Origin of the sequence: uncultured Anaerovibrio sp., from assembly GCA_902786545.1 — a bacterium.
Taxonomy (GTDB): Bacteria; Bacillota; Negativicutes; order Selenomonadales; family Selenomonadaceae; genus Anaerovibrio.
In genome coordinates this window covers 1-26552 of sequence record CADACU010000011.1, presented here as the reverse complement: position 1 = coordinate 26552, position 26552 = coordinate 1, and the positions used below count along the sequence as shown (strand labels likewise).

Below are 26552 nucleotides of genomic sequence, written 5' to 3'. Positions count from 1 at the left end.
CTATATCCCCCCTATGCCAAATGCTGCGCCACCAGCTTTAGCAAATCATCCTTGTCAAAAGGTTTCAATAAACACCCCTGAGCTCCGGCTGCTTTTATTTTCTCCTTTAAGGCCGAGTCCTCCTCCGCAGTCAGGAACAGTACTGCCACATCAGCCAAATCAGGATTGCTTCTGATTGCTGTCAATACCTCGAAGCCATCCATTTCCGGCATCAAGACATCCAGCAAAATCAAGTCCGGTACATTTTTTTCCAAAAACTGCAGTGCTTTTTTACCACTGGGAATGAGTACCGGCTTGTAGTCCTCATTGACCTTCAAAATTTTATCTACAACCTTCAGATTTACTACATTATCGTCCACAACCAAGATTTTTTTCATAAAGAGCCCCCCTATTCATGCAATTTAAAATCTTTGTCTTCATCAATAATCTGCAGCATATGGCTGGCCACCAGCGGATCAAACTGAGTGCCCAAATTTTTCTCTATTTCCTCACGGACCCTAGTCTGACAAAAGCTATTTCGATAAGCCCGGGACGAAGTCATGGCATCATAGGCATCAGCCACACCAATAATCCGGGCAACCTCAGGGATTTCCCTCCCCTTCAGTCTATCCGGATACCCCCGCCCATCATAGCGCTCATGGTGCCAACGGGCTGCTTCATATACTTCCCCCACTGAGGTAATTGTCTTTAATATATCGCCACCAATACCGGGATGACTGCGAATAATCGCAAATTCTTCATCCGTCAGCTTGGCCGGTTTGTTGATTATTTCGTCCGGAACACCTATCTTGCCTATGTCATGGAGCAAACCGGCATATTTGATATGAATCAGCTGATCCTCCGTATAGCCCATCCGCTCAGCCAACATTACCGTATATTTGGATACCCGGTCCGAGTGGCCTTTTGTGTACTTATCCTTGGCATCAATGGTGTTGGCCAATGCCTGAACAATCTGCTCAAGCATAGTGGCCATTTGCTGACTTTTATCCACAATAGCCTGAGTCCGTATCTGAACCTCTTCCTGCAAATTGGTCTGCAAATAATACAAATCCAAAATACGGTTTATTCTGGCCCGCAATAAGGCTGGGTTCAGTGGCTTGGCAATAAAGTCAACCGCCCCTTCTTCAAACCCCTGTAATTCAAGGGACAGGTCACTGTCAATGGTCATAAACACCACTGGAATGTTTACATATTTTTCGTTGGACTTCAGCTTGCGAATGATATCATGGCCATCTTCTCCCGGCATATGTATGTCCAGAAGCACTAAATCCGGCATAACGCCTGCCTCCAGCTGGGCAAAAAACTCCGCCCCGGAGCTGGCTTCCTTTATGTTGTAGGTACCGGACAACACCTCGTATACCACCTGGCAATTCATACGGCTGTCATCAACCACAAAAATTGTAAACCGCTTTATCTGAGTACCGGCTTCGGTGTTTATCCGTTTTGGCAGCACAGCATCAATGTTTCGCAATACTTCCTCATAAAGAGCCAACAGCTGATGATGGTTCAAATTTATGTATTCCACATCCCCCTGCCTGGCGGCATCTTCCATCCGCTTGGCCTTGGCCCGAAGCTCCTCCGCTCCAATATAGGCTGATGAACTTTTCAGGGCATGAACCTTCACCCGATAGCCATTCCAATCATTACCGAAATAGCAATTCTTCAGTTGCTCCAAAACATTATCTTCCACAAAGGTACTGACAATATCCAGATAAAAATCCGCATCATCCATACAGCGCTTCAGCCCTTCCTCCGTAGCCAAAAAGCTGAGCTTGTCAATTATCTGACGATTGTCCGGTGTTCTTTCCACTTCTATCTGATTTTCAGAATTTTCCATAACATCACCATTATGCAATGAATTTTCATACTATTCCCTATATTAATTTATTATAGCATTTGTCAAAGTGTTTTACCACAGATAACCTACGGTAATAACCATTCAAACAAAACAACGGAAATTTCTTTTTTAAAAAAGGAAATTACACTATCCTCATAGAATGTTACACATGAATATAGTTTATAAACAATGAAACGGACGGATAGGATATGGATACAGATTTTGCCCATAGATTAAAGGAATTGCGCATATCGAAGGATTTGACCCAAAAGGAGTTCTCAGAGCTGTTAAAAATCAGCCAAAGCGCCATATCTATGTATGAAAGTGGCCAACGGGAGCCTACCATGGAGGTTCTGGATATTTTTGCCAAATTTTTCAAGGTTGATGTCAGCTATATAATGGGTAAATCCAAGCAAAATCCAGCCATTGACATTGTCTCGCCGGGTCCGGCAAATCCCGATCCGGATGAGGATATGAATAAAAAACTCATTGCAGCCTATCACAAGGCCCCGGAGCATATTCAAAAAATCGTTACAGTATGCTTGGAGCCTTATCTGGAAGAAAAATATTAACCTTAATTAAATATCGACTCGAAGGGCCATTCAGATTGCTGTTTTAAATGTAGGAGTGATTGTATATGAAATATCATCTCCCCCGTGGAACAAAGCTTCCATTTTTTCTGGTAACCAGTCTGTTTTTGATTGCATTCCAACTACTCTCTTATTGTGTTGCTCCGGCTTATGCCGGCTCGGATGCAGGCAATGTTCAGCGAAAAACCGTCAAGGTGGCCGCCTACAATGCCGATGAAATATTTCTAATCAATAAAGACACCGGTAAAAAGAGCGGTTATGCCTATGAATACATCGAAACAATTGCCAGATATGTCGGATGGGATGTGGACTATGTTCTATATCCTGGTTTTTTGGCATGTATTGATGCAGTTAAGAACGGCGAGGCTGATTTGGCCTTTGACATAAGCTACACTGATGAACGGGCACAATTTATGTCCTTCCCTAATGAGCCAATGGGAAAGGAAAACTACTATCTATATTTTCTTGATTTTAACAAAAGCATTGTTTCCGACAATCTCGATACCCTGCAGCACAAAAAAATCGGCGTAACCCGTGGAACAAAGCAAATCGGCATATTACGGGAATGGCTGAGGAAAAACCATGTAGATGCAGAAATCGTGGAATATGCCAATTCTGCTGAACGAAAAGACGCCCTTTGGAAAGGTGAGGTAGACTTAAACCTCATTGCCAACCGGTACAGTAAAGAGCACTTTATCGCTTTTGGCAGTGTCGGTGCAGATGACTTTTATCTGACAGTTAATAAGGCCCGACCGGATATATTAAACGATCTTAATGATGCCCACAGACTGATGATGTCCATCAATCCATACTTCATCACCGATATAAGCAAGCGTTACTTTGCCTATGCCAGCATCTGCAAAAGCTTGTCAACACAGGAGCTGGATTGGCTGGAACAACACCCGGTAATTTATGTTGGCTGTCTTAGCGATGACCCACCATTCAGTTACCGAAGCACTGATACCAATGAAATAAAAGGAGCCGCCGTAGATACCCTAAATCACATTTTGAAGGTTCTATATATCGATGATATAAAACTGGAATTCAAAATGTATGAATCCTATGAAGCACTATTGGATGCCCTTCAAAACGATGAAATAGATATGATTGCCCAATACTATTTCGACTACGATAGGGCTGCCCAGGATAATGTTATCATTACCACAGACATTTATGACGCACAGATTGGCATTGTCCGTAAAGCTGGCACTTCCTATAATGATGCCTTCACAAAATTAGCTTATCAAAAAAGCCGAACTGACCGAGGATATGCCTGGAACAAGTATAATGAAGCCACCTTTATCCCTTGCGACAATCTTCTTGATTGTCTGGAGGAAGTCCACAACGGCAATGCCACTGGTGTTATTGGTCTTGGTTCCACTATAGCCATTTACGCCCAGGCCTATCCTGATCTGGAGTATACGCCAATGCTGGAAACAGTCCCGTTGTGCTTCGCCGCTTCAAAAGAAAATGTTCCTTTGATTTCCATGCTGGATAAAGGCCGGGGACTGATTAACGCCGGCGAAATTGATGCCATTATGGCTGGTCATCAGCCAATGGCTCCATTTTCTGTATACAAATTTATATCCTCCCACATAATAACCAGTCTGGTGGGGGTTACTGCCATTATTACCATCATCCTCATAGTTTTCTTTATGACCATAACCAATCGGCGTCTAAAAGCACAAAACAAGCTTATCGATGATCAAAACGCTGCTATGAAGGAATATCAGGTACAGCTGAAGAAGTCCCTGCAGGATGTCAAAAAAGCTGATAAAGCCAAGACAACCTTCCTCTTTAATATGTCCCATGACATCCGGACCCCGATGAATGCCATTATTGGCTTTACTAACCTTCTGGAAAAAAATATTGACAATAAGGAGCTTTCCCTTAACTACATAAATAAAATCCAGTCTTCCAATGAATTCCTGCTTTCCCTTATCAACAATGTACTGGAAATGGCCCGAATCGAAAGTGGCAAGGCCACCCTTGACGAAACATACATTGATTTGGAAAAAATGATACCGGAAATAGCCGCCGTTTTTGAACCGCAGATGAAAGAAAAGGGGCTTGATTTCAGCTATTCCTTACAGGTGGAGCACAATCATATTATGATGGATGCCACCAAAGCCAGGGAAATAATCTTAAATATTATCAGCAATGCTTTAAAATACACCCCAGCTGGCGGCAGTGTATCATGTGATGTAACTGAAATGTCGTCCACCACGCCAAATCAGGCCGTATTTAAAATAACCATCAAAGACACCGGCATCGGAATGCCAAAGGAATTCGTTGATACCATTTATGAAGCCTTCACCCGAGAACGAAATACAACTCAAAGTGGGATTTTGGGTACCGGCCTTGGCATGCACATTGTCAAGAAGCTGGTAGACCTGATGGGAGGCCGGATACATATCGAAAGCGACCTGGGAAAAGGTACTGCTATAACTATCACTATAACCCACCGGATAGCACCGGAACACCTGCGTCGGCATCAGGCCAGTGAAAATGTGGAAATCGACACCGAAAAATTCAAAAATATGCGCATTTTATTGGCAGAAGACAATGCACTGAATGCAGAAATAGCCCAGACCTTATTGGAGGAACAGGGCTTTAAAGTAGAGCTGGCCCGCAATGGGGTGGAATGCATCGATATGCTGACCACTTCCCAGCCAGGATATTACGATTTAATCTTGATGGATGTCCAAATGCCATTGATGGATGGATATCGGGCCGCCATTTCCATCCGGGGAATGAAGCACTCATCCTATGCCGATATTCCCATTATCGCCATGACGGCCAATGCCTTTGATGAAGACAAACGCAATGCTCTATGGTCCGGTATGAATGCCCATATTCCTAAACCATTTAATATCAACCTGCTTTTTGAAACCATTGAAATGGTTATGGAACATAAACATTTCTTCATTCGCAGTGACATAATGAATGAATTTAAAGAAAAGTATAAAGCAATGGGCCTAAAGTGCGGACAACTGATTTTCCGACCGGATTCAACTGCAGAAATTCTCTATTATGATGAAACCACGCAAAACATTGTCGGTTGTATCAATAATGAGGAATTTATGTCATATACCAAAGGAACATTTATCAATATTATCCCATCAACGGAGCTAGCGAAAATTGACCGGCAAATTGGTGTCATTGAAGAAAGTCAAGCCCCTCAGGGTACCTTTGATTTTAACATTATTCGCCGGGATGGCCAGATACGACAGCTAAAAACCATAGGCTGTCGGGCCTTCAACGGAAAAGAAATTGTCTGCTTCGTGTACTTAGCTGACATTACAGATATAAAATAACGGCTACAAAAAATAGCTGAGACAAGATATCATCTCTTGCCTCAGCTATTTTACTGAGTAAATTTATCCCATAAACAATCTTAACCGGCTCAATTCTTTTTCCTCCCTAAAGGTTATTCAATAATAATTTCAGCGTCTGGTGCATTTTGCTGGCGGATGATGACATCCGTTGACTCAGTCCCGAAGAGCATTGGCTCCCGCATGATATGCCCAGGCTTGGTCAGTTGCGTGCTGTCGAAGGCGTACCAGCCGTGCAAGTTGGTGAGACGCTCACGCATCATGTCCACTACACTGAGATTATCGCCATAGAGCTTGTCATAATTTCTGCCGGCATCAATCAGAACGGCACCATTGGTCCTGACCTTACCATCAGTATACAGCTGGAAGGCCCGTTCCTTATCATATGCCATATCCAAATTGTTCCAGTATACCAGTTGTTCGCCATCATGCGTAGGCGTGCGACCGTAGATGGCCAAATTCGTCTGTGAGTTATCAATATACAGTTTGTCCACGGCTAGCGCATCATCCACGGCAAGGTCACCTTTGTCCACATGAAGATAACCGTATTGCGTCCAAAGGCTAGGCATTTGCGTACCATACTTAGAGCGAAGGCTTCCAACATAAAAATTTCTGCCAATTAGCTTCTGGTCATCCGGGCCAGTGGCTGAAAATTTAAACACCGAGCCATCGGTAACTGCTGTAATCCCTCTGGCGTAGATGTCGTTGCCAGACAATGCTAGATCGCCTTTCAAGATTGCCAGCTTCTCGAAGTACACGCCGCCGTCTTCGCGGACTTTGGTCGTCAAATTTCGCTTGACCAGAATGGCATCCGTCACATGCAGGTCGCCATTCCTTTCCGTCAGACTCACATCCCGTCCGGAATCCACTAATCCGTTTAAATCAATGATGATATTTTGGGCACCCGGCGTATATTGACTGCCGCCGGCGGACATGGAAATATCTCCCGTCTGTGTGGAAGTTTTTCCTTTAACATATATTTTGCCTAAATCCACATCAATATTGATATTATCCTGTGCTGTAACAGTGTCCACATTCGGCCCATTGTCGCCGATGGTGACATCGCCAGTTCCCACACGGATATCAATGCTGCCTCCGGTGGAGGTAACGGCGCAACCTATGTCGATATTACCTTTGTTCGTAGTCATATCAATATTTTCAGCAGCCTGCACCATATGCCCGACGGAGATATCGCCATCATCAGTCTGGATGCTTACGCTTCCATTGACATTAACATCCCTTTCAAAATACACACTTCCCTGGTCGACGATATTGGCCGTAATACTTTTCTTGGCTTGGATATCGTCAGTAATGAATATATCACCGTTACGGCCGTTCAGCGTGACGCCGCCGCCGGAATCCAGTTTACCGTTGTCCAGGATGATAAAGTTTCCAAGGTTCCATCCTTTTTGATAGTCGTTCTTTCCGGCTTTCATCGTGATGTCGCCGGTTTCCGTGGATGTTTTACCTTGAATGATAATGTCCCCGCGATTGGTTCCGACAGAGATATTCTTCTTTGCCGTTATAGTTTCATCATTCGGCGTGTTGTCGGTGCCGATGACAATATTTCCAGCTTCTGTCCCCATCGACACGCTTGCATTTTCGGATTGGACGGAATTATGAATTTCAACATTGCCTGTACCGGAAATATCCGCAATGACATCGCCCTTTTCGGCAATGACATCGCCGGCAAAATGAATATTACCATCACCATTTACATAGAAACGGGCTTCATTCCCAGCTTTAAGCAAGGTTTCATTCTCAGATAATTCGCCGATACGGATGCCTTTTCCATCAGAGCTTGGGTTTGTGACCCGAATATCAATGTCATTTCCGGCACTGATTGTTCCGATGTAAGTGAGCTCATCGCCCACAGATAAGAGGACATCGTGTCCAGCATCCATGTCTTTGCCCAAGCCAACAAACTGTCCGTTTGCGCTATTGACCACAATGTCATGCGCCACCTTGGTTTTTCCAAGCAGCCCCACATTATCGCCGGCGTTCAGGATCAGATTACCTTCGGCACCGTTCCCGCCAAGGACATCGATGGTAGCGTCCTCGTCCATAGCAATAACATCAAGTCCGCCCCGTTGAGCAACATTGGTGAGTTTAATATCCCCTTGTATAGGTGTCTTCACGCCCACGATGAAATCATCCCTGTCGTCGTCGTAATAGTTGGTTGTGGCCTTGACACTGCCGCCAATGACACCGCCATCCTTCAACGCGTCGGCAACGAAGATGGAAAACGCGTTTTTATCGCTTTCCAGAGACACACCTTTTCCGGTGTAAGTCTCCACCACCGGCGTTTCGATTTTTACGCCCGCCGCCTCATTTACAGCACCGCCCGCCTTGATAATCAGGGAGTTGAAATTCTTGATTGACGGATCGTAGTTTCTTAAATCGTCGAGGGCCTTATCGCCGGTGGAGATATCACCGTTGATAGACACATCTCCGCTGACGGAGGTGAGATTTATGTCGTCTGCTGCCACGAGCTTTACATCTGTATTCAGGCTACCGTCGGATTTCAGCGAGATAATCCCCTTGGCGTTGCCAGTTCCGTCGCCATTTGCCTGAAGTTTACCTGAAACCACATGGAGTATGCCTTTTTCTTTTGTATTTTCTACGGCAATGTCACCGTTTACAACAGACTGCCCGGAAAGCTCCAGCTTATCTGCGCTGTCCTTGACCAAAACATTTCCCTGAAGGGAAGTATTTTCGTCCACATTCTCTACTGCAAGCGCACCAAAAGCATTGTTAACCCCCCGCAAATCCACGCCTGCAGCGCTGACAGCGGTAACCTTTTGCGCCTGGATGCCAGTGCCCGTCTCTTGCAAAACAGAACCTGTCGTCGAGGCCAGTGTTACATCCTTACCCGCTTTAATTATCGTATCTTGCGCCTGCACCAAATCTCCGCTATTTTTGACGGAAACTGACCCAGTCACATCCCGGTTGATGGCGACGGTCAGCGTGTCGACACTGTCTTGAATACGAACATCCCCGGAAATGGCCGGCTTCTCGCCCGTTTGGGTTTCGATGCCGTCCACGGTGATGCTGTTGAACTTGTTTTCCCCTCTTTCCAAGGACAGGGATCCCCCGCTTTTTGCCGTGACATTATCGGCAACGATTTTGCCTGTGTCAGTCTGGGAGATTTTACCTTCGCTCTCAACGGCAAAATTATTCTTGATATTGATGTTCCCAAGAATTAATGTTCCGTTATGAATATCCTCGGCAAGGCTGTCCATGCCCCGGATATGGGCGGAGTTCGCCGCAATGTTCACCGTAGCGCGGTCGTTCAAGATGCGGATTGCATGATCATCGTCGCCAACGATGCCGTTGTCATCGTCCGTATCAAATACCAGTTTCTTTCCTGCATTGATGTAGGAATCGGCAATATCCGCGTTTGCATCGCTCATCTTGAAGCCCTTTTCACTATTCAGGAAAATAGTATCCCCAGCGAACATGGCTCCCAGACGGAGGAAATCATTACTATTCACATTCTTGATGAACACATTTTCATCAGCACGGACCTCTATCAAGTCACCGCTCAAGGAAACGTCCAAAGGCTTGGCCGAAGTTCCGATGCTCTCCGCACCGCCGATGAGAATCAGATTATTGGCCGTAATATTGGCTTGGTTGCTATTAAGTGCGTTATAGATTCCTTTTTCGGAAAATAGGCGCACATCGCCCGTTGCGCCATTTTGGGTTGCATCGATAGTGCCAATGTTTATAGCAGAGTTTTCCTCCTTCATATCGGTGCGGCCAGCCACGGAGACGGTGCCACCAGCCTGCACATTCAGTATGCCGCCTTCCTTCAGATTAACACCCAATGGAATGTTACCTATAATCTGGAAAGACTCTACATTGCCGTTTTCGTCACGATTGACGGTAACATCGGCGGCATCTGCGTTCATAAGCTGCTTCATATATGCAATATTATCTGCTCCGGACAAATCGTCCACGGTAATCGTTATTGGCTGACTATCGAAAGTACCTACGCCCTTTGCGGCGGTCAGGTTTATATTCTTGCCAAAGACACTGGCTTCCCGATCTGTCTGATCGCTGTCACCACTGTCCTTATTCACCAGCTTTTCTCTGACGGCGTAGAGCATCATTTCCTTTGTCCACTCAAAGGTTGGATTATTTGCCTTATCGACCAAAGACTTATAGGTGTCATCCTTCGCCAAATATTCCTCTGCATTGGCGTACTGGGAATACTTGTAGGCGGCGGTTTGTTCAAGATAGGCACCCGCGGTGTCGTACTGCGCGTAAGCAACATAGTTCTTATTACCGTCTTTTGCCAGCTTCTCTGCCTTTTGCGCGTCAGTAAGGCCTGCGTAAGCACCTGTGCCTGCTTTGTAGTTTTGGTAATCGGCTGAAGCATAAATCTTCTCCACCGCTGTTTTTTGCTCCACATACTCGGCTGCCCACTGTTCCTTCGTCTTGCCCATATAAGCAAGCTCCACATTAGCCTTGTAGTCGTCGCGTTTCTTCTCCAAGCCAGTGATATACGCACCCTTATAGGTATAGTTCCCATCCGCGTCCTTTTCGCCGTCGATTAGTCCCGCATCAATCCAATGGTGTACCTTGCTGTCCACGCTCTCAGAGGACAGTGAGGTGCCAGAAAGCACATCGATGAAAGAGCCATCAGCTACAGTTAGGTTAACATCACCTTCTTTGGACACGATTTTGCCAATGCGCATATCGCCACCAGGCGCCGCTTCCGCCAAATAGATGTTGCCGTTCGCGCTGGCGTTAACCTGCGCGCCATGGCTATCATTAGAGATGAGCGCATCCGGAGAGACGATTTGGACGGACTGCGTCTCCGTGCCGATGCTGCCTTTCTTGCTGGACAGGTTGATATTCCAACCAGCTACGGCCACACCGCCTTCCGACTGGGTGATATTCCCCGTGGCGTTCAATGTCACATTCCCCAGCACCGCATCTTTGTTGAAAACAGTGCTGCCGTCTTGGCTCTCCAATGCTAAGATTTCCACATTCCCAGGCAGGAATCGATCTTCCAGCACACCGCCGACGGCGGTAATATCGATATTTCCTTTGCCGGTGGAAACGGCGTGCAGCTGGATATTGTCCGTCACATTGCCGTTTGCATCTTTCGAGCCGAGGGAAGCAATATGGAGACCTGTAATATCGTCATGGGCCGTCAGCCTCACATTCTCGCTTCTTAAGGTCGTGTTGCCACTCTGGGAAATGCCGCCACCTTCGGATACAATCTCAAGCTCCGCCTCATTGTGGGAGTTGGCCATATTGCCCGTCAGGTTCACATTGCCGACGCTATCGATTTTGATACTGCCCTTTTCATCACCGAGCAACCCAATTCCAATGTCCTCGGAGGCGTCCATTAAATAGTTGTAAAGTACCAGGGTAGTCGCATCGTCCTTCCACCGGGTAACTTTCTTCTTGTTCCAGCCGAGAAAACCGGATTTTTTAGTATAGGTTTCCTTGTCATAAACCCTTTGGCTCAAAACCTTGGTACTTCCGTGAAGAGTCAGATAACCAGGCGCCACTTCACCTCTTGGATTAGCAACCTCATCGGTAGAGAGAACAGCTCCCTCAGGCAGACCCATATCCTTTCTGTCGCTTTCATCAATTACTTCTGATTCCTGCTCCAGTGCTACCAGCTCCTCGCTGCTGGAGGTCTTAATCAAGCCCCAAGCAGCGTACTTCTTCGTGTTCTCATAGGTCTTGGTTGACTGCACATTTTTGCCATTGACCCATGTGTATATCTGCCCATCTTTTACATCGTACGTCAACGGGTTGTCGTAGGAAAGATTGTTGCCTGATACTTCGGCATCCTTGTAAATATCGCCTTCAACATTCGCATGCTCGCCCAAATAGGTGGCATGGTCCGCTATATAACGGGTCTGCCCTCTCCTGTATTCGGTCCAGGTATTCTTAGCCGTGTCGGCAATGGTGATTACGCCCTCCCGTTGGTTGTTGATGACTTTGCCCACATTCATGTCCAGCCCAGTCTTGTTCGTCAAAAAAATGTTCGCTGCACCATCAGCCACCAATATTCTGCCGTATGCGCTGCCGCTAGGAGGCATGGCCTCATTAAGGATTCCGTCGGTGCTGGCAATCCTGCCCGTCAGATAGACCTTGCCCCCCGTCGGTTCGATATCTTCCACCACCAGATTGTTCGCGGAAGGATCCCAATAGACCTGCGCCTCATAGTAAAAGGCATTATCATAGCTATCCCATTTGACCCCGCCGTCGTTGACCTTGTACATGGTGCGGTTTTGGACGATTGCTGCACGGTCCGCCGGACTCTTTTGCGCCGTGGCCAGCTGCTCCTCCTCCACTGTGGCGGCGTATGTCTTGTAGCCGCTCTGAATCAGTCCGTTCACATTGATATTGGCGGCGGATATATAGATATCACTACCAGCGATATAGCCTGTCGGCACAGTGATGCCGTCACGACTATATTCTTTCAATTGCGCTTCATCGCTATTACTCGTCTCGTCAAAACCTTTCTGCTTCAAGTCTTCTTGCAGATTATTGGCCACATCCGCAAGGTAATTCTCCGGTTCACCGCTGATATGGACTATGCCCTCTTTGTAGTCTTGAACAATACTGCCTTTTGCGATGAGTCTGACATTGGCTCCCGATATGCCTGTTGGCCGCTCCTGTGTACCGCCATTGATGTGGATATCCCCATATGCGGTTTCGTTTTTGATGGTCACATTGCCACAGGCATTGCTTATTGTGCCATTCACTTCCACATCGGTGATGGCAATATATTTGAAGTTGCCGTTTTTGATTTCTGCAATGTATGTTTGCTTTTCTTCATCCGTCAGCTCATCGCTATCCATAATCTCTTTTCTCAATTCCGGCGTCAGCTTGACAGTACTCTCTCTGTCGCCCTCGAAGGTATTGTCCACCAAAAGCTCCGATGGCTTTCCATCGTTTTCACCATAAATACTGCTGAAGGCCGCTTTTCCCTTAGCTTCATTGATTTCGTTGATTTTTGCGTTCCCTTCAGAAACATTTGGCGGAATGACATTATCGTCATTGTAAACGATCTGGCCCCCCTGCTCACCCATGATGACATTGTTCAGTCGCAGATAGGCGTCGGATTCATTTTTGATGGTGATGTCAGGGGCAGCATTGGCGCGCAGCTCACCGGTGCCGGTCAGGTTATTGGCCTGCACATTGATATTTCCACCACTGGTGGCGATATCCGGAATATCTACATAGAAAACCGGACGGCCGGAGCTGATATATACAATGTTACCGTCTGTATCTGTCTCCGTGAGCCCCAGTTCTACCATCTTGCCCTGTATTCTCCCTCGCTCCAGGACATAGGCTTCCATCTTGCCGTCATTTGCGCCATCATTTTCGGCATCATAGGCGGCAATCAATTTGTTTAGCTCATCCAGTCGCTCGCTCAAAGTGTTGGCATAGTCAAATGTCCCCTGTGTTATGCCAGCCTTCACCTTTTGGTTGGTTAGGTTGTTGTCCGTTTCGATTTGGAGCCCGCCCGTTACGGTGCCTTTGATGGTTACATTAATAGGATCGGCAGTGCCCGCAATGAGGGCACCAGTCACATTGACAGTACTTTCTTTCATCTTATCCGATGATTCTCTTTCAACGACCGCATTGGAGGAAAGGAACTTCTTGTCCGTGCTGGAGCCACCAATGGTCCACTCCCACTTGCTCTCGTCCTTGGCAATCTCTTCCCTGCCGCCACTGGCAATAGCGTTGATGTTTCCGGTGGAACGCACGGTCCCGCTTACATCCACCATTCCCTTGTCCGCGGCAATATTATAGTCCACATCCGGGGATGTAACAGGGATTGCCGAGTAGTTGTAGGCACCTGCCTTGAGGTCGGCCTTAAGATTGGACTTTATGCCTTGCGCATCGTATCCCGTGTAGAGACCAACATCGCTACCACTGTCAATTGTACCCGCTACATTTACATTGTTCGTGCGATTCATCGTGGTCTTATTTTTGGCCGCAAGAGAGTAGCCGGCAAAAGCATACACTGTAGCGTCGGCATGTGATTTCAGGGATTGGTTGTCGTAGGCGGAGAGAATGATATTCTCTTTTGAGGCCTCTTTTTCGCTGTTTAGCGTCGCACCACGCAGCACATCCACCGTGTTGTTGATATTCAGCTTGTTTTCGCTGACTGCGTCGGTTTCCACTGCTGCGCCGCCGCCCTTGGTATTGACATGGTTCGTCAGGTCATTCAGGGAAGATGCGATGTATTCCTGTAGTTTTGATGTAGTGATTTTCGCATTTTCGCCGATGCTGACATTGCTGTTTTCCGTGATGTCCATAAGGCTACGCAGACTATTGCCGGAAATGATGCCACCGAAATAGTCCTCCAAGGTATGGGAACGTACATCGGCTTTTCCGTTTTCGTCTATATCGTCGTAGGCTCCGGTGATAATGTAATTCATGGCGCTCGCCTCTAAACGGTTGCCGATGATATCCGCACCCTTTTCCACCGTGGCCCTGGTGGTGGTGGTGATTACATTATTTGCACTGGTACCGCTCAGGCCCACAACTTCACCATGCCCTTCCGATGCCGTCAGACGTGTCTCATCCCGGTGAGTAGCAGAAAGGGATACAAAATCACGAACATCCCATTGGCCGCCGATACGGCTTTCCACGCTACTCGTTGATGTGTTCCCCACATGGGCCCCCACATAGTCAACCAGTCCACCGCCACCTGCGGTGGCAAGTGCCTTGCCCTTGTTCTCGCCATAAGCCAAGACCCGCAGACTGTTTAGTATTGTTGTTTGTCCTGTTTTCCCCGTGAGGGAAGCAGTCAGTGTTTCCTTGCCACTGATGTCCGCGCTGGTATTGCCCACCGCCACGGCACCCACGGTGACGTCATTGATATACGCCTTACGGTCCACATAGGACTTACTGTTTAAGACGAGATTAGCATCCGAGTCAAAGGTGCTGTTCTCCACGATGACCTTGGAGGTAGCATTGGTGTCCAGTACAACTGCATCCGGATCGACAGCCACGCCGGAGACGTTCTGCCCCTTCACATTGCCCTCAAGGGTGCGACCATTGACATCCCCCAGCAGGGAGGTGAAAGCTACCGTTTTTGCGTTGAAGGTACCACCTGCCACGCTTACTTCCGCGCCCAAATCCATATTGCCCTTGCCCAGCATCCGGCTCACGCCGAGAATGGAGACGGTGGTATTGCCTGCACTGAGCTTGCCCATGGTGTTGTTGGTTGCACCCAGATGGAACGACTTGGCGGCGAATGTGCCAAATGTGTTGTTAATGCCCGTAATTTTGGCCGCAGCAGTCCCCTTGTCATCGATGGTGGCATGGTTCACTGCCACATCAGCGCCGCTGACGCCCACGCCTTGGGTATGGGATTCCAGTGCGTTATTTTTCTTCGCATCGATAGTGATACCTTCGGCAGCGGAGATTTCATTTTTTCCGGCCAGTGTGACGCCCACATTCCCGGCATTTTTCACATTGGCAAAGGTGAACGCAGCTTGGGCCAGAGAAACCCCAGTATTAGCAATTTTTGCACTGCTCTTGCTCTCGTCGTTTGCGTTGACGGTGATATTCCCCTTGCTTTCAATGTCACTGTTCGTGATATTGATATCCGTTGCGCCCTTGTTCACGATGCCAGCGTAGCCAACGCCAACGCCAATGCTTCCCACTTCGACTGCGTTCACATCGACTTTGGAACCGTCGCCAGTTTGTGTCTGAACGGCTTCGATATTGATATTATTGCCCGTAATGGCAGCATTATCCAATGTCACATCCGTGTCATGGTTCACATGGATGATGGCATCCGTAACACTGGCGGACACAGTGCCACCCACAGCAACTTCTGTATTTTTTGCAGAAATATCACTGGTCTCCTTTGCCGTCATAATGACATCCTTACCGGCTGTTAAGGATGCGTTTCCATCGAACTGGGTATGGACGCCCTGCTTATTGGCCGCAGAATCAGGTACAGAGAGGTCTATTTCCTTATTTTTTGCCGTTTCGAGGTTTTGCTTATCTGAGGCTGTCAAGCCGTAGAATTTTGCACCGGCAGTACCAAGTGCCCCCTTCGCGTTGTTCACGCTGTCCAGGTGAATTTTCATCTCGTCTTTTGTAACCTTATCAGTGCCCATGCTCTTGCCGTCCTCGTCGGCAGCATTGCTGAGCTGGGCATCGGTGATGCTCTGGTTTATCGAGGTGACTGCCACATTAATGCCCGCACCGACACCACCTACAGCAACACCTGTCACGCTGCTCTTGATATCCCGCGTTTCATCTGCTGCTACAACGGCATTATTTGCCGCCTTGATGGTGCCGCCCGTTACATTGGCACTTACACTGTTGCTCACATTGTTCAGGGCGACAGACACCCTGACGCCTGCGAGACCAATAGCACCCACGCCACCTGTGGAATCAGCTCTCAGTGTGTCCGTAGCCTTCACAGTGATATCATTGGCTTCCAGATTGCTGTTTGTCACCAGGGCGGTAGTTTCACTGGTAGTGTTGTTGATGCCCACATTGGCGGCCAGACCTGCGCCAATTCCCACAGCTCCGCTGGCTGTGACGAGGGTATTCTTCCAGTTGTTCTCGTTTTCCGCAACCACGGAAATATTCTTTTCGTTCCCTTCAGCCTTTGCTTTTAGGTTGCTGTCCTTCACTTCCGCCTTCACGATGGAAGCATCGTCCATGATGGACACGCCGGCCCCTGCTGCCGCTGTGCCGTAACCGCCGGAAATACTTCCACCGATATTCATGGTATTGCTGTTGCCAAGATGTGAAGCCTTGATTTCGGCGTTACCGTCAAAGACTGTATCCACATTGTCCATCTTTGCACTGATTTCGCTTGTATTATCACGGCGCACGATGCTGTCGCCGGAAGCAACGCCTGCGTCTCCGCCGGCACCCACGGCCACGGCGAATGCCAATGCTGAGGAGCCATGCTTGGCGGTAGCGTCAACGGTGAGATTCTTTGAGTATACCTTCTTTTTATCAGAGGTGGAGAACACCTCCGCCGCTGTCGTCCGACCCAAAGTCTCCCAGTTTGTGGACACGCCAAGAGAGACTCCCACTGTTCCCGCCGCGCCAACGGAGGCTGTGCCGGTGAAGGAGCCTAAATTAGTATAGTCTTTAGCGTTTACATTCACATCAGAATATTGCTCCGAAGAATTAATGCTGGCATCCTGAATTTTGGCCGTAGTTTTCCCTTTGACGGTATTCAGGTTCACCGTGCCCGCAAGGCCCCCCCCCACATTGGAAGAAGCCGCCACACCGCCGGAGGCCATCTGGGAAATGATGGTATGGGTGGCGGAGCTGTCCACCACGATGCCGGATTTTTGTTCTTCGGTACGGTTGTCGCTGAGCTTTTCCCTGTCCGTAGTGAGGTCTATATTTTCCGTGGTAAAGAGATTATCATCCTGCGGTCTTGTAACTGTGATGTTATCAGTGCCCGCTGCCACAATAGAGCCACCCTGCACCAGTGAATCGGTGCTACCGGTGATCTCATTGATAGCAACCGCCGCGCCCAATGCCGCCTTGGTGTTCGCGCCGATAGCAAAGCCCCCGGCGAAATTGTAGAGGCGGTCATCACTCTGGGCCACCGTACCTACGCTGCTGTTCGATGTGATATTTTGGTTCTTGATGATAGCGTCCACATCGTTATCAATGTAATTGTAGCTTCCGGAGCCAGCAAAGGAAGCTGTTCCGTTTACGGCCACGGTTCCCCCGATGCCTACGGAATGTATATCACCATCGCCGGTGGCACGCACTTGGGTGAGTCCCATGTTTGCTTTCGTGGTTTTTCCGTCGTCAGTTGCCATCTCTGCCAATGTATCTTGATTAATACGATTGATGGCCAGGCCAACGGATCCGGCCGCAAAATTCCCCACCGATATATCGCCTACGGCGCCCACGGTGTTGATTTTGCTCTTGGTATCTGCCACAACATCAATCGTCGGATGCTTTGCGGCATCGGCTGCGTTGATGTTTGTGTTGTTCAGGACGGCACGATTTTCTTTGTTGATTTCCGATACTGCCGCTGCGCCTTGGAGATTGAGAGGATTCTTGCCCCAGCTTACGCCGATACCAGCCCCCACGGTGGTTACACGGGACTTCTCCGTTGTGGTTCCGTCTGTCCTGTTGTCCGCAGTGGAGACTTCAATCTTGCCGTTTTCAGTCGTTGTAATGTCGGCATGGTTGATTTCTGCCCGCAATTTTTCTTTGTTGTCGGCAGAACCAATGGCAGTGTAGGCAACGGCACCGCCGACCCCCACTTTGGCATTTCCTACGGATACGCTTCCCGCCACAGTAGTCTTTTGCGTCAGGTCCGTCGCCGTAACAGAAAGCTTCTGCACGTTGTTAAGTTCAGTATTGGCAACGGTATTCCCAGCCGTCTTGCCGTCGATGATGCTTTCCGTATTGCTATTGCCCCGGTTGATGGCCACGGTTCCCACTGCACCAGCAACGGCCTTGCTCGCCTCTACATCCACTCCGGCGGCCACTGCCAAAGCAGTGCTCTTGTTCGCAGACGCAAGGGTAATAGAGGCCGCATCGGACAGATTTACGGTATTGCCTGTCAGATACGTCCCAGTGGTATTGTTGATGGAATTGTAGGCAAGGGACAGTCCAAGGGCCATGCCTTGTCCGCCCGCTGTCTCGCCGGCGATATTGAAGATGGTGGAGGCATTCTCCGCCTGTTCGCTAATGGTCTTTCCCGTAATGGTGTTGTTTGCGAAAGTAACCTTGGTATCGTTCTTGAGGTCATTCCAGCTGCCGGAGCCAGCCCCGTTAAACGCCTTGCCGCCAATGGCAACGCCCGCGCCCACAGAAACAATAATAGAATCGCTGGCCGCCTCACCGTTCACGGTATCCGCTTTGATGACAGAGTTTTTAATGTCCGCCGCGATGTCGTTCTTCACATTGCTATAGGCAATGCCTGCGCCAACACCGGCCTTACCATTCCAGCCGCCGGCCATGGCGGCAGTGATGGTGAGGCTCTTGTTTGCATCCAGTGTCCGCTTGGCAGTGTTCTCATTGTCCGCCGCCTGGTCCGCTGCCTTGCCAGCGTCGGTATTCTCACTATTGCCGTCAAGGGCGGATTTTGCCTCTGTCGTATCGAGATAGCTTTTTCCCGTGGTGTCTATTCCTTTTGCTTCAAGGACTTCCTTATTATTCTTATCTGCGTCCACCGCATCCTTCAGAAGGGACTTGGTCTTCTCATCGAAGCTGTCATCGCTGTCAATTGCATTTTTTTCTTCGGTGCGCTCTGCATCGGTCTTGAGAACAGGGACTTCCCCTGCTTTGACATTTACTGCGCTTGCTTGTGGACCCTCTATGGTTGCCCCGGAAATATAGGCATGGGTGGTGTTCTTTGCGCTGGTGTAAGCAAAGGCTCCTTCAAAGCCGTAGCCACTGTTACCTCCGGCATAGGTCGCTGCCAATGCACCATTGAGTTGGGTGGTTCCTTTTTGGGTTTCAATGTTCACCGACTGGAAATTTTGATATTCTCCGCCGATGATGCCACTGGACAGATTGTTTTCCAGAGCACTGACAGCCACAGCACCGCCCACACCAACATTGGTTGTACTGCCGTTGGTTAAGTTAGCGGTAAGGCCGCCCGCAATTTGGTAATCAGTGCCCTTGGACTTGTTGGTGATGATTCCAGTGCCGTCAGACGCTCCCGTGATGGTGTTGTCAATCATCAAGGCGTGAATGTCCTGCTTGGCCCGATTGTAATACACCACACCTGCACCAAAGATATTCGTACCGTTGCCTTTGGAGGCGCTGACGCCCATGCCTGCCGCCGCTTCAACACCCATTTTGACGGCGGAATTCGAGACAGACTTCACCTGCTGAATAATGGAATTTCGCAGCAGGGAATCCACATCCCGTGTGGATTCGTTCATGGCGAAGGTGCCGCCGATGCCTACCTTGGTGGCAGAGCTGTCCGACCGCAACGTGTTCTTGATGTCCGTGCCGCCGAAGGTGACGGAACCAAGAATATCCGTCGCAGAAAGGGAGACGGATTTCACATCGGCAGGGGCAGAATTATCTACATTTTTTATCGTCACGTTATCCAGCACAGCGTCTGTCCGTCCACCGAGGAAGGTCAGGGCAACGCTGCCCTCGGCGCCGATGGATGCACCAGCGCTTTTGCTTGTTCCTATTGGTGGTGCTGCACCATCGTTTTTCGGCACCGCATCCGGGTTGGCTGCCTTTCCGGCCTCCTGCGCCGATTGGGAGGCATTCGGCGCAGCTTCGTCATTCTGCGACGCTACTTTGTCCTGTTCCAGATTTTCGGTGTTGGCCTTGGCCTCCTCTGCTCCCTTCCGGCCTTTCTCGGACCATTGCCCCCACTTTTCAGAGTCCTTCCGCTGGTTTACGTTCTCGCTCATATCTGCTGTGGCAGAGGAAACGGTCTTGGCCTTGGCGTCGTTCGAAAGCAGGCCCATTGTGATGGCCGAAAGAGAAAGTTTTTCCGTAGTAATGCTACCCTTGGCGTCACCGGTCGTGGCTGCTCCCAATTTTTCGGAGAGGGTATTCCCAACAATGTTTCGTGCCAGTGCCGCATCAGCGTATATTTTCTTGGCAGCTTTTTCCTCGTCGGTGGTATTTCCTGAAGGCGCATTAATACCATTGCCATTGTCGCCGACCATGGCAATGCTGTTCACGTCATAGTTGACAATGCCCACACCGATGCCGAATGCCTTGGAGCTTTCGCTTCCCTCTGACTGGCTACGGGCAGAGTTGTCTATGTTTGTTGAGTTCATGGCAGTGAGCCTAATTATAGGGGATTGGATGACAGTCTCATCATCCAAGGAAATAACGCTATTATTATCCCCATACGAGAGGGCCACCATGCCGGAAACGCCGATGGAATCTCCCTTGCCGGCATTTTTCACTTCATTCTTACCATCGAGAGCAGTGCTGGCGTTAGCACTAACCGACTCAGTACCATTAAGAGTTACGCCCTTACCGGCCATAATCAAGCTGTTGTCGCTGATGTTCTGAAGTCCCATGGTGGAACCTACCCCCACCTTGCCGTTAGCCTCGGTGGCACCATAGGTTCCCTTGGCGTTGGTAGTAGCGTCGGCAGACAGCTTTACCTTACTACCATCGATTTTGGTCTGCTGACCTAAAAGTACAATGGCATTATTCTATAAGGTATTGATACCTACAGAACCATCCAACACAACAGTGGCCGGGGTCACCTTATTGGCCTGGCCCTCACTGCTCACTTCGTATGAAAGGACACTGTTCGTATCCTTATTATCCTTCTTGTACTTACCCATGCCGGCGGAAGCATCCATGGAGACGGCTTCGCCCTTGATTTGGGCAGACTTATCCCCTTCGCTGTCAAGCACTATATTGGCATTGTTCTTTACATTGCTGACCAAAACGGCAGCACCAATTTCCACCTTGTCCGAGTTGGCCTGGGTATTCTTCACTGTAAATCCAAGACTATTCTCATTGTCTTTGGTGGCCGTCATCAGGGAATCAGCCGCCACCTTAACCGAGCCATCTACAGTATCCGATACCTTGGTAGCAGTAATAACTGCATTTTTACCAATGGTAATGTTGGCATCATTTTTATTGGAAACAACACCTACAGCTGCACCAAGACCAAAGGCAGAATAATTATTTGCATTGTCGCCACCCTCATTGGTGCCTTCCACCTTGTCCTTGATGTCCTTAATGCCCCCCTTGCCATCTGTTCCGGTGGCATCCTTAGCCTTTTCATCATTAGTGTCTACATTGGCATCCTTAACTACCTTGGTAGGGTCAATGGACTTTTGCTCGCTGTTCTTCTCATCCTGGGATTTCTCAGAATCTGGTTTATTTTTTTCCGCATTAGCCGCCGTATCATCTTCGCTCTGCTGGTCACTGTCAGCCTGGGCGGTTTCTTTCTTGGCGGAAGCATCTGATTTAGCCTCATTATTCACAGTCAGCTTCAACCCAGTGGTATTATTAGCGGCTTTTATGTCCACTGCTCCGGCATTTATGGAGCAATTCATGGTCACATCAGCGTTGGTATCGTAGTTGACTAAACCAACATTGGAAACTACATAGCTGGTTGCCCCCACGGCTTTCACATCAACATTGATGTCACTGGTGGTGCCAGCCCCAATGGACACCTTGCCCTGAGTCGCCGTCAGAGCTGTAGTCCCTGTCGCAGGGGCATTCACTGTTACCCTGGATTTGGTGTCACCGGTCAGAACTGCCATACCAACTACGGCCGAAGTATTAACACCGCCACCGGCTGTTGCTGAAAGCTCGGCTTTGGTATCAGCATTGGCAGAAATCTTAATGCCATCACCATCACCATTTGCTCCACTAGCCGTTAGATTGCCATCGATAACTATGTCTGCCGTGTTATAGACGCGAGAAATAGCCACGGCAGCCACTGGCATAGCAGAAGTGTTTCCCACCGTATTGCCATTGCTGTCCTTACCCTGGGAAGGGACAGCAACGGATTGCTTTATTTCCACCTGAGAGGTGGCAGCAATATCAATATCTTTACTCGTAATAGTGCTATTTGTCCCAATATTAACGGAAGACTTGTTCTTCTTGCTGGAATAGTTCACAAAGAGATACTTGTTGGCTCCGGCTTCATTGCTTGCCAGCTTGTCAATAGTACCTTCCAGGGCGGAATCTTCCCCGAATATCATGCCCTTCAATGTGTCCGTCAGGGTCATTGGAGTACTGTCCTCATAGGTACTGGTGCTTGCTGCCGTAAGCTTAACAGTCCCGTCACTGCTGGTAATCTGAACACCATTAGTCTGGGCATCCTTACCAATATTTATGGCAGCCGAAAGGTCCGTTGAACGCTCGCTCCAACGGATAGGGTTGGTATCCTTGACATTGGATGTCTCTTTGGCCGTGATAATAATATCGCCGCCAGCACCTTGAGAGGCGGTAAGGCCATTCAAACCAGCGGATACCCCGCCCGATATATTAACCAAGCTGTTAAAATCCAAATCCTTCGTGCTCCGAATTTTGGCCCCATCGTTAATATTGATGATGCCCGCCCCTAGCATAACTCCACTGTGGGTATTTACTTGTCCCTTTATGTCAATGCTCTTGGCATTGGCATAGGAACCGGTATTAAGCGAATTAACAGCCGCTAGCGTAATATTAGCCGGAGTATTATACAATGTATCAAAGGCATTTCTGGTAGGAACCAGCCCCGTAAACTGTCCCGCGTTAATAACACCTGATGCCCCCACGGCTATTCCATCAGGACTAAGGAAAATAAGATTACCGTCAATCTTTCCGTTCCGTACAGCATTAACGATGCCGTTTATATTTATTTGATTATTTACCAGATTAGCTAGGGTTGACGCATCACCGAACTTAAGGTTAGCAATATGCCCCTGATTCAAGTCAAATTCCTTGAATCGGTTGTAGGCAAAATCATTGCTCACTACCTTTTCCGGATCAATATCATGAACCAGCCCCGAAGCATCCAGAACAGCACCGTTTTCTCTGACAATCGCCGCTTCACCAAGGTCAAGCGGATAGGCGAAAACACCTGCTGCCATAACCAATGATGCAAGAAGCAACCTCGGTTCCATTTGCCTTGTTTTCGCAAGGCTCTTTTTGTTGCTTAGCTTTTTGCTGCTATATCCGTATGCCATGGAAATCACCTATTCCTTTTTGTCATTGAAATCGACTAACCCTGCTATATCTTTTTACTCAAAAATTGATTCGACTACTTTTAGTTGGAACTTAAAGGTTCAACTAAAATAAGTCTCAATTTACCATTCAAATCTATTATGTTTATTGCTGTCCGCTCCAATTCATTAAGTAAGAAATCAAAACCGGGTATCTCCCCATTTTCTTTTTTAGTAGTTTACCCTCCTTCCAACTCATAATAACCTCTGTATAGTTATATGTTATCAAATTTAATAACTTTTTACTAACAAATATTCATTTTTACCTGCATCACATAGTTATTTGGATATTATTATCTGCATCACACCTCCTGTCCACCTTCTCATATACTCGTCTTAAACGCCACGCAAAAAGCCGGAAGCAAAGCTCATCAGCTCGCTCCCGGCTTATTTTTTATTTATGGTTTTCACAGCTGCACCCGCAGCCACAACCACAATCCGTGCCACAACAATCGTGCTTGCCGGATTTATAATTGTTATAAATGTGACGACAGGCCAAGCCAAACAACGCCACCAAAACAATGCCTATTACATAAGTTGCCATATATGGCACCTCCTTATTCAAAGCCCAGAAGCTTTCCTCCCTGATATACCACCAAAGAAACTACCCAAGCTATGGCAAACATATAGCCTGCAGCAAAGAACATCATCTTCCAGCTGTTGGTTTCCTTTTTGATTGTACCCAATGCCGTTACACATGGAGTATACAGCTGGGAAAATACCATAAAGGCCAGAGCCGACAAGCTGGTAAAGGCGGCGGCCATACCAGTAGCTCCCAACGCTTCAGCTGTCTCAACGGCATCTTCGGCCTCAGCCGATACTTCAGGCAGGCCATACAGCACACCAATGGTGGAAATAACCGACTCTTTGGCTAAAATGCCGGAAATAACTGCTGCACCGGCCTCCCAGTTGCCAAAGCCATGGAAGGTAAACAGAGCTCCAACCACCGCACCAATAGAGGCCAGGAAGGACTCACTCTGTTCCTCTACCATACCGCTGGAATTAAAAGCTCCCAAGAACCAAATGATAACGCAACCGGCAAAGATAATGGTACCGGCCTTCACCAGATACCCCTTGCCCTTGTCCCAGGTCTCCAGAAGAACCGTCTTCATATCCGGCATCCGATACGGAGGCAGCTCCAACAGGAATGTGGCAGTTTCCGTCTTATACTTGGTCGCAGTAAGCAGCTTGGTAGAAACAATAGCCATTACCACACCCACAATATACATAGCAAACACTACATTTGCCGCATTATCAGGAAAGAACATAGCCGCAAACAGGGCCATTATCGGCAGCTTAGCTCCACAGGTCAGGAACGGAGCTGCCAAGATGGACAACATTCTATCCTTTTCGTTATCCAAAGCCCGGGCTCCCATAATAGACGGTACACCGCAACCAAAGCCCATCATCAGTGGCATTACACTCTTACCACTAAGACCAGCCCGACGCATAATCGGGTCCATAATGAAGGCTACTCTGGCCATATAACCGGTACCATCCAAAAAGCTCAAGCAGAAGAACAAAATAAAAATCAACGGAACGAAAACCAGAACTGATCCTACACCACCAATAATACCGTCAAGGATTAAGGCCTGCATCCAATCAGCCACCTCGGCCCCCTCCAAGGCACCGGCTACCCACTCGGTGAAATCACCGGCAATAAAGTCATCCAGCGCATCCGCTATTGGCTGACCAATCCAGGCAAAGGTAATCTGGAACACAGCATATAGAATGACCAAAAACAGCGGCAGAGCCAAAAAGCCATTGGCCAAAACCCGGTCCATTTTCTCAGTGAAGCTAGGTCCCACATTGGAAACCTCAACTACTTCATCCATAATAGTGTCAATAAAGGCGTAACGCTGCTTGATGATTGCTTCCTGCAGCTCAATGCCGGAAAGGCCACTGGCTTCAATCTCCTGTATCTTGGCAATATGCTCCTGCAGTCGTTCACTTGGTCCATAGCTTGCCATGGATATGGAAGTAAACACATGCAACATATTTTTAATACTTTTGCCATCACGGGCCATGGACACCAATACAGGATATCCTAAAATATTTTCCAGCTTCTTGATATCAATTTTAATACCACGACGCTTGGCCTCGTCCTGCATATTGAGGTCCAGCATAAGTGGAATGCCCTTTTCCAGCAGCTGTACCGTAAGGAAGAGATTTCTCTCCATATTGGAAGAATCAATAACATCCACCACCAAATCCATGGTATTTTCCTGCAGGAAATCAATTACTATTTTTTCCTCCGGACTGCGGGCGTTTACACTATAGGTACCTGGCAAGTCGATAACATGGATTTCCTTGTCACCAAATCTCACCGAACCCTCTTTTTTGTCTACAGTCACGCCTGGCCAGTTACCAATCTTCTGTCTGGCTCCGGTTATTTCATTAAATATGGTAGACTTGCCGGTATTTGGATTACCAGTAAGGGCTACCCGCATTATATTGTTGTTAATTGCCATTGTATTTCCCCTCATCCCACCTGCGTTACTTCAATCTTTTCAGCGTCATCACGACGCATTGCCAAATTATACGAACGAATACTTATAGCCATCGGGTCACCTAAAGGAGCTGACCGCATCACCTTTACCCGTACTCCCGGAATAAGTCCCATGGTCATAAGCCGCTCTTTCAAAAGGGAATCACCTATGGACTCCACCCGTAGGGTCATTCCCTGCTTAGCCTCTTTTAAATTCATCAAGAAACCTCCTTGTCTAAAAAGACCTCATTCCCCTCCTGCAGAGGGCGCCTCTCCAAAGGAAAAGGCTGAAAAATTTTGACTCTCACCCCTTGCCTCCCTGTCTGGGAAGTAACACATAAAACCTGCCGGATGAGATACCAAAATGATAATAACTATCATTAACACAGATTATGATACAGTTTCTCAATTCCTTTGTCAAGTGAAACGCACTCTCATTTGCAAAAAAGCCACAAAAAAGGAGAATGGTTTCCCACTCTCCTAAAAATCTGGATTATACTAATCATTTCAATTTTAGTAATAAAAACTCAATTATTTATTGCTATCATAATTACTCAAACTTCCCACATAGAAAATACCAACGGCTCCTTGAAAACCGTATATCTCAAGAGATAAAATCCTCAAGCCGCCTGCAATAGGTGTTGCATGGAC

Annotated in this window: 9 protein-coding genes; 2 read left to right on the top strand and 7 right to left on the bottom strand. The window is 48.0% G+C overall.

Annotated features, from left to right (window positions below; genetic code table 11):
• Positions 1–11: 11 nt before the first annotated feature.
• Together QZV24_RS03535 and QZV24_RS03530 are read right to left on the bottom strand one after the other, a co-directional pair.
• Positions 12–377 (bottom strand): PleD family two-component system response regulator, encoded by a 366-nt coding sequence (locus QZV24_RS03535; protein ID WP_290655327.1) that lies wholly within the window; start codon positions 375–377, stop codon positions 12–14.
• 11 nt (positions 378–388) lie between these two features.
• On the bottom strand, positions 389–1837 hold the full coding sequence (locus QZV24_RS03530; protein ID WP_294520198.1) for an HD domain-containing phosphohydrolase: 1449 nt from the start codon (positions 1835–1837) through the stop codon (positions 389–391).
• A 209-nt stretch (positions 1838–2046) separates the two neighbouring features.
• On the opposite strand from QZV24_RS03530, the gene QZV24_RS03525 reads away from it, so the two are divergent.
• Positions 2047–2409: a helix-turn-helix domain-containing protein gene (locus QZV24_RS03525; protein WP_294520195.1), complete on the top strand. Its 363-nt coding sequence runs from the start codon at positions 2047–2049 to the stop codon at positions 2407–2409.
• Positions 2410–2474: 65 nt separating this feature from the next.
• Positions 2475–5744: an ATP-binding protein gene (locus QZV24_RS03520; protein WP_294520192.1), complete on the top strand. Its 3270-nt coding sequence runs from the start codon at positions 2475–2477 to the stop codon at positions 5742–5744.
• Between the two features lie 113 nt (positions 5745–5857).
• Here the strand turns inward: QZV24_RS03520 and QZV24_RS03515 are convergent, their stop codons facing one another.
• The 5 genes from QZV24_RS03515 to QZV24_RS03495 all read right to left on the bottom strand — a co-directional run bounded on the left by QZV24_RS03515 (position 5858) and on the right by QZV24_RS03495 (position 26120).
• Complete coding sequence (locus tag QZV24_RS03515; protein WP_294520189.1) at positions 5858–20758, bottom strand: hypothetical protein; 14901 nt, start codon at positions 20756–20758, stop codon at positions 5858–5860.
• Between the two features lie 138 nt (positions 20759–20896).
• A complete protein-coding gene (locus QZV24_RS03510; protein ID WP_294520186.1) occupies positions 20897–23377 on the bottom strand; it encodes a leukotoxin LktA family filamentous adhesin in 2481 nt (826 codons plus the stop codon).
• Between the two features lie 430 nt (positions 23378–23807).
• Entirely contained in the window at positions 23808–23957 is a 150-nt protein-coding gene (locus tag QZV24_RS03505; protein WP_294520183.1) for a FeoB-associated Cys-rich membrane protein, read from the bottom strand.
• A 13-nt stretch (positions 23958–23970) separates the two neighbouring features.
• Positions 23971–25884 (bottom strand): ferrous iron transport protein B, encoded by a 1914-nt coding sequence (feoB, locus tag QZV24_RS03500; RefSeq protein ID WP_294520180.1) that lies wholly within the window; start codon positions 25882–25884, stop codon positions 23971–23973.
• A gap of 11 nt (positions 25885–25895) precedes the next feature.
• Entirely contained in the window at positions 25896–26120 is a 225-nt protein-coding gene (locus QZV24_RS03495; protein WP_290655310.1) for a FeoA family protein, read from the bottom strand.
• Between the last annotated feature and the right edge of the window lie 432 nt (positions 26121–26552).

Coding starts and splice junctions, on each gene's coding strand:
- QZV24_RS03520 (WP_294520192.1), top strand. CDS start 2,475: ATGAAATATCATCTCCCCCGTGGAACAAAGCTTCCATTTTTTCTGGTA.
- QZV24_RS03525 (WP_294520195.1), top strand. CDS start 2,047: ATGGATACAGATTTTGCCCATAGATTAAAGGAATTGCGCATATCGAAG.
- QZV24_RS03515 (WP_294520189.1), bottom strand. CDS start 20,758: ATGGGACTTCAGAACATCAGCGACAACAGCTTGATTATGGCCGGTAAG.
- QZV24_RS03530 (WP_294520198.1), bottom strand. CDS start 1,837: ATGGAAAATTCTGAAAATCAGATAGAAGTGGAAAGAACACCGGACAAT.
- QZV24_RS03510 (WP_294520186.1), bottom strand. CDS start 23,377: ATGGCATACGGATATAGCAGCAAAAAGCTAAGCAACAAAAAGAGCCTT.
- feoB (WP_294520180.1), bottom strand. CDS start 25,884: ATGGCAATTAACAACAATATAATGCGGGTAGCCCTTACTGGTAATCCA.
- QZV24_RS03535 (WP_290655327.1), bottom strand. CDS start 377: ATGAAAAAAATCTTGGTTGTGGACGATAATGTAGTAAATCTGAAGGTT.
- QZV24_RS03495 (WP_290655310.1), bottom strand. CDS start 26,120: ATGAATTTAAAAGAGGCTAAGCAGGGAATGACCCTACGGGTGGAGTCC.
- QZV24_RS03505 (WP_294520183.1), bottom strand. CDS start 23,957: ATGGCAACTTATGTAATAGGCATTGTTTTGGTGGCGTTGTTTGGCTTG.